The following is an 11362-nucleotide window of genomic DNA, read 5'->3' on the forward strand; positions in this document are numbered from 1 at the left end:
CGCCTACAAGGCCTTCATGAAGGAGACCAAGACCGAGCTTCATTTCGTTCGCGAGGCGGTTCGCCTGGCTCGGGAAGCGGGCTTCTCCGAGCTTGAAGACGGCTCCCGTTTGCGCCCCGGGGCTCGTTTCTACGACGTCAACCGGGACCGCACTTTGACACTGATCGTCGTCGGCAAGCGGCCGGTCAAGGAAGGCTTTCATGTCGTGGGCGCGCACATCGATTCGCCGCGGCTGGAGCTCAAAGCGCGACCGCTATACGAAAAAGAAGGCTTTGCCCTCTTTCAAACCAACTACCACGGCGGACTCAAGACGTACCAATGGACGAATTTGCCGCTCGCATTGATGGGACGGGTGGATCTCAAGAGCGGCAGAACCGTCTGGATCTCGGTGGGGAACGAGGAAGACCAGCCTACTTTTCTCATCGCCGATCTCTCGCCCCACGTGGATGCGCAGCTTCGAGAGCGGCGGGCGCGCGAGGCGATCGAGCTCGAAGAGCTCGACCCCATCGTGGGACACGTTCCCGCGAAAGACACCGGTGGCGTGAAGCAGGCGGTCGTGGAGTACCTTCGCAAGACTTACGAGATCGAGCTCGAGGACCTCGTTTCCGCGGAGCTGGCACTCGTGCCCGCGCTGGCGCCGCGCGACGTCGGGTTCGACCAGGGCCTCATGGCGATCTACGGTCAGGACGACCGCCTGTCGGGTTACGCCGCGCTTCGAGCGATTCTCGACTCACCCGACCCCGAGCTCACCGCCATCGCTTATCTGGTGGACAACGAGGAGGTGGGAAACGTGAACAACACCGGAGCGGACTCGACTTACCTGGTGGACTTGATGGGACGTCTTCTGTACGAGGAGATGGGCGAAGCCTTCCGCGAGCACTGGCTGCGTCGGGCGCTCCGCGCGACCCGCGTCCTGTCCTCCGACGTCAACCCGGGGGTCAACCCCATGTGGCCCGACGCCTGGGAAGAAGGAAATGCCCCGCGCCTTGGGCAAGGCGTCAACCTCAAGATGTACGGACGCGGATTCAACGCCAACTCCGAATACACCGCCTGGATCCGAAAGGTTCTCGATGACGCTCAGGTCCCCTGGCAGGTGGCGACCTACAAGGTGGGTCGAGGGGGTGGAGGAACGATTGGAAGGGCGCTCGCCGACGACAACATGGAAGTCATCGACCTCGGCGTGCCCGTGCTCTCCATCCACACGCCCTACTCGGTCAGCTCCAAGCTCGACGTCTACAGCCTCTACCGGGCGATGCACGCGTTCTTCATGGCGGCGCGCCCGTCGGGTCCTTCATAGAGCTCAATGCCGTCATAATGCTCGATTCCCTGGCGGGACCCGGGGGGATTTCCACGCGACTTCCTGGGTGGAAAATCCCTTCACCGGGCTCACGGTCTGGCGCAATCTACTCCTATATCGTTGTAGGAAAGGAGTTGATCGAAATGTGGAAGAAACCCGGTCCCCAACCGTCCCTGCGACCCGAACCCGAGAAGGTGGTCCGAACGCCGCTTCCTCCGAGCAAGCCGACGGTGCCGGCGCGCATCGGCCCGAGCGTGGTCGTCAAGGGCGAAGTCTATGGAGAAGAAGATCTCGTCATCGAGGGAAAGGTCGACGGAAAGATCACCGTCAAGACCGGTAGCGTGACCGTCGGCGAGAAAGGCACCATCGACGCAGACATCCAGGCGGTGAGCATCCAAGTCGCGGGTAACGTCAAAGGTAATCTCGCGGGTGCGGAGAAAGTCATTCTCCTCGAGAGCGGGCGCGTAGAGGGGAACATCACCGCCAAGAGCGTGACGCTGGAGAACGGCTGCCGTTTCAAAGGCTCGATCGACATGGAGTCGACCCGAAGCGTGAGCACCGCTCTGAAGCCAATCGCCACCGACCCTCTCACTCGGGCACAGGCTTGAGCCATGGGACTGTTCGGTCGACGCGCGGGCAACGAAGATGATCCTCGACCCTTGGCCCAGCGGGTACTCGCTCTACCCCGGCTGCTGGCCCATCTTCCGCGAGAGAACGCCTCGGTCCTGGACTTGGGGGCCGCCAATCCTCAGACCGTCGAGTTCTTCACGAGCCGAGGCGCGCAGATCACGGTGGCGGATCTGTTTCGAAGCGCCGCCCCGATGAGGTGCGGCGGACCTCGTCCCCCGAGAATCTTTCAGAACCTCTTGTCCTACGATCCCTCGTCGCGCTTCGATCTCGTCCTGGCGTGGGACGTGTTGAACTATCTGTTCCCCGAGGAGCTTTCGCACCTGATGTCGAGCCTGAACCCGTACCTTCGACCCGGAACTCAGATGCATGCGCTCGTCGCCGCCGGCCACGAGATGCCGGTTTCTCCGGCTGTCTACCGGATCGAGAACGAGAGCACCGTGACCTACGAGCCTTCGGCGGAAGAGTCGCGCCCATCCCCAGGCTACGCCGAGCCGGGTCTCTTGAAGCTCATGCGCGGACTCGCGGTCGAGAAAAGGTTCCAGCTGCGAAACGGCTCGGTGGAATATGCGTTCAGCTATCGGATGCGCCCGCCCCTACGAAGAGCTACCGCGATCGTGCCGCATTCTCGGTTGGAGCGGGTGCCTCGATGGAGTCGAGCGTCTTCTGGATGAACCTGTTGAAGCCTTCGCCGATCCAGCGAGCCACGACGACGAGGTCATTGTCCCAGTCGATATAGATGTTGGAGCCTGCTCCCCGATAGGTCTGTGCCGTCTGGCGCGCCGCGGGCATCGGCTTTCTTCTCTCCCTCGTGCCGTTCCAACTTGATTCGCCTATAGGCGACCATAAATGTGAGCGAGACCGCTCCTCCTGAGCGCCGGCGGCCGGATGATATATCATCGAGGGAGAACGGCTACATCATGAGATGGTCTCAAATCTTCATTCCCACGCTTCGTGACGACCCGGCTGACGCCGAGGCGGTGAGCCACAAGCTGATGCTGCGGGCCGGTCTGGTCCGTCAGCTCGGGGCAGGTATCTATTCCAAGCTTCCGCTGGGCTTTCGCGCGGCGAAGCGGGTAGAGCGGATCGTTCGCGAGGAGATGGAGCGCATCGGCGCGCAGGAGTTCCACCTGCCGGTCCTGCATCCGGGCGAGCTCTGGAAGGAGAGCGGACGGTGGGATCAGATCGGCCCGGAAATGTTCCGCCTGAAGGATCGGCGACAGGGAGACTACTGCCTCGGAATGACGCACGAGGAGGTCTTCACCGCGATCGCCCGTGACGAGATCCGGAGCTACCGGCAGCTTCCGCAGATCTGGTTCCAGATCCAGACGAAGCTTCGCGACGAGGCCCGCCCGAAGTCGGGTGTCCTGCGCGGTCGAGAGTTCACCATGAAAGATTCGTACTCTTTCGACGCCGACTTCGCTGGCCTCGACCGTGCCTTCGATCTCCACGCCCGCGCCTACCGCCGGATCTTCGAACGATGCGGCCTCGACGCGATCGCGGTTCAGGCCTCCTCGGGAGCGATGGGCGGCAAGGAGTCCGTGGAGTTCATGAGCATCTCCGATGCGGGGGAGGACTGGACAGTCATCTGTCGCGGCTGCGAATACGCAGCGAATCTCGAGAAGGCCGTGTCGGTCGCTTCGAAGGTCATCGATCCGGACGAGGTGCAAGCGGTCGAGAAGTTCGCTACGCCCGGTATCCGTACGATCCAGGAGCTCTCCCGTTTCACCGAAGAGGCTCCGGCGGAACGTCAGATCAAGACGCTCCTTTACATCGTCGAGGACGAACCCACGCTGTTCCTCCTGCGGGGAGATCACGAGCTCAACGAAGTCAAGATCGCGGAAGCGACCGGAACCACCCGGTTTCGCCCGGCAACGGCCGAAGAATGTCAGGAGACGCTCGGGGCCCATCCGGGAAGCCTGGGCGCCATCGGCGTTTCCGGGCTCACCGTCTATGCGGACGACGCCCTAGAAGGGCGCCGCGGCATGGTGACCGGTGCGAACCAGGACGACTTCCACGTCAAGAACGTCGATGTCGCGCGCGATCTCGAGCGGGTTCGCTTCACGAGCCTCCGGAACGTGGTCGTCGGCGACCCGTGTCGAGACTGCGGCGAGGAGCTACAGATCAGAAGAACCATCGAGCTCGGTCACATTTTCAAGCTCGGTCTTCGCTACTCGGAGTCCATGGGGTTGAAGGTGCTGAACGAACGGGGGACGGAAGTTCCCGTGGTCATGGGATCTTACGGCATCGGCATCGAGCGTCTCGTAGCCGCAGTGATCGAGGCGCATCACGACGACGATGGGATCGTCTGGCCGTGGGCGGTTGCGCCGTTTCACATCGTGGTCACACCCATCTCTCCGAAGGAAAAAGACCCGATGGCCAAGGCCGAAGCCATCTACGAGCAGCTCGCCCGCGAGGGCTACGACGTGGTCCTCGACGATCGTGACGAGAGACCGGGGGTGAAGTTCAAGGACGCCGATCTCGTTGGATTCCCGTTGCGGATCGTTCCCGGGCCCCGGGCCCTCGAAAAAGGACAGGTCGAGCTCGTCGAGCGGGCTTCGAGGGAGAAACGGGAAATACCGCTCGATGACGTGGCTGAAGCCGTGCGCGAAGCCGCGGAGCGGCTCGCGGCGACGAGGCCGCGTTAGTCCTCGAGTTTGCCTCGCGGGGTTTTTCGTGGCACCATGACTGTCGACCTATGATTGTTGACCAGCCGTAGCTGATTTCTTCAGGCAATCACCCGTTTCAATCGTCAAGCGAGGTCGAGAAGTGTCTCTAGAAGACTACGGTTATGGTCCTTTCTTTTCCGAAGCTCTCGAACAGCTTCCACCCGGGCTCGAGCCCGCGCGCGTCGTTTCGACCGGTGGCTTCCGGCTGAAAACGGTCTCGGGAGAGGCTTCGGCGAGGGCGTCGGGACGGCTCTTACACGACGGCACGTCCGTCGCCGTGGGCGACTGGGTCGCCTGGGATCGCGAGTCCGGTCTCATCCGGCATGTCCTCCCGCGCCGAACCAAGCTCTCGCGCAAGGCAGCGGGGAGGAAGACCGAAGAGCAGGTGGTCGCGGCGAACCTCGATGTGGTGCTCCTGGTCATGGGACTCGACGGCGATTTCAATCCACGACGCGTCGAGCGCTACTTGGCCGCAATCTGGGAATCGGGCGTCTCTCCCGTCGTGGTCCTGAACAAAGCTGACCTGCCGACGGCACGATCTCGACACGATCTCGAAGGCGTGACTCTCGGAGCTCCTGTCCTGACATTGAGCGCCCTGACGGGAGATGGGTTGGATAGCATTCACATGCACCTCGAGCCGCGGAAGACCGCGGTTCTGGTCGGCTCGTCGGGTGCGGGGAAGTCCACGATCATCAACCGGCTCGTCGGGCAGAATGTCCAAGAGACGGGCCCGGTGCGCGCGCGCGATGAGCGCGGTCGCCATACCACGAGCCGACGCGAGCTGTTCGCTCTTCCTAGCGGAGCGCTTCTCATCGACAACCCGGGAATCCGTGAGCTCCAGCTATGGAGCAGAGAGCCCAGCCTCGATGCGGCCTTCGAGGATATCGCCACGCTCTCACGGGAATGCCGATTTCGTGATTGCGGCCATGGGCACGAGCCCGGTTGCGCCGTCGCGGCGGCCATTGCCGAAGGCCGTCTGGCGGAAGCGAGGCTCGAGAGTTTTCGCGCACTCACGCGGGAGCTGCACTACCTCCAGATTCGCCAGGACGAGTCGGCCCGACGTCTGGAGAAACAGAAATGGCGTGCCATTCATCGAGAGATGCGTCGCTCCGGTCGCCACCGACGGACTTGAACTGGTCCTCGAGCTCACCGTCGCTCGACCATCCAGCCTCGGTTTTGACGCCCCGCGGTCGATTCGTTCACAATCGCCGCTTGTTAAATGGGCTTTCGCGCAAGTACGAGCGGGGTGACGAAAAACACAAACCCACCCTGCGCGAGCGGAGCGTTCGACTTCGCCAAGGCTTCCGCCTGATCTCTTCCTCCTGGAGGGCATAAAATGAGGACAGCGCTCACCGTGGCCCTGCTCTGGGCCGGTCTGGTAGCGACCGCTACCGCTCAGAACGTCAACGGTCTCCCATCGTTGCGGGAGCAGGCCGCAATCCGACAAGCGTGGCTCCAGGAGCGGCTCGAGGACGTGTTGCCACGCCTCATGCGGGAGAACCGCGTCGGCATGTGGATCGTGCAGATGAGCGAGTACAACGAAGACCCGGTGTTCCGCGCTCTCGTGTCGCCTACACGATTTGCCGCCAGACGGCGCTCGATCTTCGTTTTTTACGACCGCGGCCCCGAAGGAGGCGTCGAGCGCCTCGCACTCGGAGGCGGAGACCAGGGCGGGGTGTACCAGTCGGTTCGAGATCCGGAAGACGACTCGCGGGAGCTCTACCTCGACGCCCAGTGGCGGGTGCTTCGCCAGATCGTCGAGGAACGACAGCCGGAGACTATAGCGATCAACGTCTCCCACACCCACGCCTTCTCGGACGGGCTCGCGTCCGGCGAGAGAGAGCTTCTCGAGCAAGCTCTCGGTCCGAAATGGACCGCCCGGTTCGTGCCGGCCGAGCTCTTGCCGCTCCACTACCTCGCCATCCGGGTGCCGTCCATGCGCCCTTATTACAAGAAGATGATGGAGATCGTGCACGACCTCATCGCCACCGCGTTCTCGAGCGAGGTCATCGTCCCCGGCAAAACGACGAACAGCGACGTTTTGTGGTGGCTGCGCCAGCAAGTGCACGATCGAGCCATGGATTCCTGGTTCCAGCCATCGGTGAGCGTGCAGCGAAGAGGCGCGGCTCTCGAGGGCGAAATCGTCATCGAACGGGGGGACGTCCTTCACACCGACTTCGGCATCTTTGCCACGGGGCTAGCCACTGACACGCAGCACATGGGCTACGTTCTTCGCGAGGGGGAGGACGACGCGCCCGAGGGGCTGAAGAAAGCTCTTCTCAACGCCAACCGCCTTCAAGACATCGTCATGACTCAGATCAAGCCCGGCCTGACCGGCAACCAGGTCCTCGCCAGTGCGCTGGCGCAGATGCATTCCGAGGGCATTCAGGGTCGCATCTACAACCACCCGATCGGAGACCATGGTCACGGCGCGGGCCCGCTCGTGGGCCTCTACGATCGACAGGAAGGGGTTCCCGGTCGAGGCGAGGTTCGCCTCATTCCGAACACCTGGCATTCGATCGAGCTCTATGCCGTTACCCCGGTGCCCGAGTGGGACAATCAAGAAGTGCGCATCGCGCTCGAGGAAGACGCGGCGATGACCGAGGACGGCAAGATGGAATGGATCCTGAGGCGACAGGAGTCCTTTCACCTCGTTCGGTGAGGTCCGTGGGCAACCGGGCGCGGCTGAAACGATGAACATTCTGGGGATCTCGGCCTTCTATCACGACAGCGCCGCCTGCTTCGTTCAGGATGGGCAAAAGGATTAGAATTTGCTCGTTCGGCGGTGACGTCCGAGCACTAACCATGCCCACGAAACCAAAACGTCACCGCTCGAGGCCGGAGATCACCTTTGAGCTCGCCTGTGCACGCATCGAGGAGATCCTGAAGGGGACGACTCGCCGGGAGATTGCCGCGGCGACCTTCAAATCCGGGCGCACCCAAGCTCTTCAGAGGCTCCGCCGCGACATCGAGAACCATCGATTCGAGGCTGGCTCGGGGCAAATTTCCCTCGAGAGAATCGTCCACAAGTTGGACGAGCGCACCCGCCAGGACGGCTTTCACGTCCTGCACGACTGGGACGGCAAAGCGGACCGGCTGAACCCGAACACGATACCTGTCGACGTCGTCACTTTCCTCGTCGATTCACCCGACGCTCCGCACGCGGACGAAACGGTCGTTTCGATAGCGCTCGACTACTACCTGCTCTACCTTCTGGCCCTCCTGTCTCTAAGGGTATGGGACGAGGGGAACCCGAACGGAAACCTCGACCGGCTCACTCGACTCCTTCAGGAGCTGCAGGGCCCGAATGGTAGCGGCCAGAGATTCGTCGATGGCGCCGAGACGCTCATACTCATCGCCACGTCCCATTTCGAGCCCGATCATCGAGCGTACGACAGGCTTCTGGAGCGCTTGAGAGCTCTGGATCAACCCCATCGCCTTCGTCTGGCTATCGTTCACGCCGCCATTCTCGCGAGCCACCTGCGCTTCGGATTCGAAGCGACCTACGGAAGGGACATCGTGGCGATGCGCAACGACAACGTTCCGGATTATCCCTGGCTCTGCTTCGCTCTCGCGACCTTGATGAATGAATTCTCACGTACGCAGGGCGAGGGAGGTGCCGGGCTCCAGCGGGACCGGCTGGTCGAGGGGATTTTGAACGGATTGTCCCCCGATGCAAGGGCCTTCGTCGGAACCGCACCAGAGTCCCTGTCGGCTCACGCGAGAGAGCTCTCCGATTTCCGTGAGCTGTTTCTGAAGTACGCTCCTGTTCTTCTGAACGAGTTCGAGCGGCATCGTCCTTCGAATCGTACCTATTCGCCGATCTCTTTCTATTTCAACTTTGCCCACAACGTACTGAAGGCGATGGTGGTGGACGCGCTTCTTCGAGCCCAAGCAACGGGTCGGACGCTCAACGATCTCCTGACGGGTGTCTCGGAAGACCGTGCGATCGATGCCCAGAAGGAGGCCCTTGCCAAGACGTTGATGGCGTATGGGCGCTCGAGCCCGGACACGATTCGTGGACGCCTCGTACCCGCCATTGTTTACGACCCCCGTTCCGGTCGACTGGCCTTCCGGGATGCGATCCGGAGACTCCGAGAGCTAACGAGCCAGTGACCGAAACCGACTCGGTGCGGCGTCGTCTTCTCTTAGTGCTCAGTGCCGCGGCGGGACCCGCGATCGATCGTGCCGCCACGGCTCGGCCTGCTTACGGCGCGGCAATTATTCGCACTGGCGTGCTCACATCTCATTCCCACGAAGGAGCCCGAATGCGGACGATTGCGCCAGGCTCGCTCCGCTCGCGCAGGGTGGGCCGAGTTTTTCATCACCCTGCTACTGGCGCCGACGAGAACGTCGCTCGCCTACGAAGTTCGCCCCCCCCTGAGTCGCAACGTTCAGGACGGGACTCAAGAGCGATTCGTTCCCGCCCGCATCCAGGGCGGAGACCTGGAAGGCGTAAGTGGAACCGGGAGTCAAGCCCACTGCCGTGTGGGTCGTGTCCGATTCGCTGGCAATCATGGATCCGTCACGGTAGATGATGTAGAACATGACAGCCACGTTGTCGGTCGCGGCGTCCCAGGCCAGATCAATCGTCGTTTCGGTCTGAGCCGGTGATCTGAGATTCCTCGGTTGATTAGGCGGCACGGTATCCGGCGGCCCTCCGGTCGTGACGGTAAAGGGCAGAGAGAAGTGACCCAATCCGAGCGGGTTCTTGCCTCGAACGCGCCAATGGTAAACGCTGTCGTAGGCCAAAGTTCCCCGAGGAAACTGCATTTGGGTCGAGGCGCCGTGGGAGAAGGACACGGCGGAGAGAAAATTAGGATCCGTCGACAACTCGACTTCGAACTCGTCCGCCGTCCCCGCCCAGGAGAACTTCGCGTCGAGCCGCACATTTTCCGCCCCGTTCGCCGGTGAGACGAGGACGGGCGCAGTCGGCGGCGCGTTCGGCGCCTCGGTCGTGAACGATCGCACGGCGGAAAAATCACTCGTGCCATTGCCGTTCGATGCGCTGGCCCGCCAATAGTAGGACGTCACATGTTCGAGGGCGCCCACCCTGACCTCGTACTTCCTCGCCGACGTCGAAGCATTGACGATGCGTTGGACGAAGCCGGGATCGAGGGCCACCTGGACGGTGAAGATCGCACCCTTTCCCCGCCAGGCAAGAGTTGGCATTACACCCACGTTCAGGGCTCCATCCGCCGGGCTCGCGAGAATCGGCGGCTCGGGCGGCAAACCGTCACCACTCTCGAACTCGAACGCTCCGAGATCCGGAGCTTCGCCGGAATAAGCGCTCGAAGGGAGCTCGAGCACGGTCGTTCCCTGCCAGGCGTAGATGGCGGTTCCCGCGTCGATCGCCGGGCTGTTCGGCAGAAGCTCAAAGCCCGCACCAAACGCGGGATCTTCGAAGACGCTGGTCGCGACGTCCACATTGGAGCCGGAGTGGCTCGTGCCGTTGCCGAAGAACAAGTTGAAAGCCAGCGCCGAGTTGGCGTCGACGTTCTTTACCGCGATGGCAGGATGATCGACGAAAATGTTGTTCAACACGACGGTGTTGTCACCACCGCTGATTCCGTGGTTGTTGTTGGCGAACGTGTTATTGAAAACGTAAATGACCTCAGGAAGGCTCGCGGCTCTAAAGTCCTCGTTCGAGGCAGCTCCATCCATCATGCCCAGGCCAGCGGCACCGTTGTCATGGATGAAATTGTTGGAGATCTCGAAGAATCTGTCGGTCTCTACGTCGTAGGAAATGAGCTGGATCCCGTCCGCCACGTTCCGGTAGATATCGTTTCCGGCAATGACGTAGCTCTTGGTCGGGCCGGTGTAATTTTGCAGCCGGATCTCGATGCCATCGTCACCATTGTCACGGATGACGTTGTCGAGGATCTGGATGTCCACGTCGAAATCGAGATCGATCCCGTCGTCGCTGTTGAGCTCGAACGTGCTGAAGCGAACCAGGCCCCCGCTACCCCTTTCATAATCCACCCCGTCACTCGTGTCGCGAACGACACAGTGGAGCAGGTTGAACCTGGCGAAGGGCGCGATACCGTCGGTCCCGTTCTGGATCGTGAGTCCCTGAATCGTCGACCCGTCTTCCGCACCTGCGGGAATCGAAATGACGTATGGACCATTGCCGCCGTCCAGGATGGTGTTGCCGATGAAATTCTCGTTTCCATTTATGAGGAAATGAGACGCGAGCGTTATCGCCTTGGTGATCGTGATCCGCCCCACGTAGGTTCCCGGTGCTACCAGGATGGTGTCACCCGAGACCGCCGCATCGTGGGCGGCCTGGATCGTCGCGAAGTCATCGGGCACGTGGAGTACGGCGGCCCCGGCCGTGGATACCCACGAAGAAATAAGAGCCGTGACGAAGATCCCGAGAGCGAACGGCAAATGACGGCGAGCGAGTCGCGTCCGGACCATTGAGTCCTCGCTACGCGACAACGGACTCGTTTGCGTGCCCATTAGATGTCAACTCCGTGGCGCGCTACAAAATCAGGTGATCGGCGCCAAGCAAGGCAGTCGCCCACGGGGCACCCGCTCGACGGCTTCGCAAAGTCCCCAACCGAAGAATAGTCGATGTGAAAGTATCACTCCTCGAGGGAAGGCGTCAAACGCCGGGGCGCGAGTGCGTGATTTACGTGGCGCTCAAATTACGGTGGAGAACCGACCGATTATTCGCACTGCGTGCTCACATCTCATGCCTTCGAAGGAGCCCGATGCGGACGATTGTCAGGGATCGTCCACCGTCAGAGTGATCGAGCTCTGCGCG

8 protein-coding genes are annotated in these 11362 nt (G+C 61.8%); 7 read left to right on the plus strand and 1 reads right to left on the minus strand.

Features of this window, described 5'->3' with window-relative positions:
* From VEK15_25260 to VEK15_25290, 7 genes are all read left to right on the plus strand, one after another.
* Positions 1-1297, plus strand: a 1297-nt coding sequence (locus VEK15_25260; GenBank protein HXV64033.1) for an aminopeptidase 1, incomplete at its 5' end; no start/stop codon positions are given.
* Between the two features lie 143 nt (positions 1298-1440).
* On the plus strand, positions 1441-1905 hold the full coding sequence (locus VEK15_25265; protein HXV64034.1) for a polymer-forming cytoskeletal protein: 465 nt from the start codon (positions 1441-1443) through the stop codon (positions 1903-1905).
* 3 nt (positions 1906-1908) lie between these two features.
* Entirely contained in the window at positions 1909-2598 is a 690-nt protein-coding gene (locus VEK15_25270) for a methyltransferase domain-containing protein (GenBank protein HXV64035.1), read from the plus strand.
* Between the two features lie 246 nt (positions 2599-2844).
* Positions 2845-4572 (plus strand): proline--tRNA ligase, encoded by a 1728-nt coding sequence (locus VEK15_25275; GenBank protein HXV64036.1) that lies wholly within the window; start codon positions 2845-2847, stop codon positions 4570-4572.
* A gap of 121 nt (positions 4573-4693) precedes the next feature.
* Complete coding sequence (gene rsgA / locus VEK15_25280) at positions 4694-5725, plus strand: ribosome small subunit-dependent GTPase A (GenBank protein HXV64037.1); 1032 nt, start codon at positions 4694-4696, stop codon at positions 5723-5725.
* A gap of 204 nt (positions 5726-5929) precedes the next feature.
* Positions 5930-7255, plus strand: coding sequence for a M24 family metallopeptidase (locus VEK15_25285; GenBank protein ID HXV64038.1), 1326 nt, complete (start codon positions 5930-5932; stop codon positions 7253-7255).
* A gap of 143 nt (positions 7256-7398) precedes the next feature.
* Positions 7399-8709 carry a hypothetical protein gene (locus VEK15_25290; GenBank protein HXV64039.1) on the plus strand — a complete coding sequence of 437 codons (1311 nt, stop codon included), beginning with the start codon at positions 7399-7401 and terminating at the stop codon, positions 8707-8709.
* Positions 8710-8925: 216 nt separating this feature from the next.
* Here the strand turns inward: VEK15_25290 and VEK15_25295 are convergent, their stop codons facing one another.
* Positions 8926-11013 carry a right-handed parallel beta-helix repeat-containing protein gene (locus VEK15_25295; GenBank protein ID HXV64040.1) on the minus strand — a complete coding sequence of 696 codons (2088 nt, stop codon included), beginning with the start codon at positions 11011-11013 and terminating at the stop codon, positions 8926-8928.
* Between the last annotated feature and the right edge of the window lie 349 nt (positions 11014-11362).

It is taken from the genome of Vicinamibacteria bacterium, from assembly GCA_035620555.1.
Lineage (GTDB): Bacteria > Acidobacteriota > Vicinamibacteria > Marinacidobacterales > SMYC01 > DASPGQ01.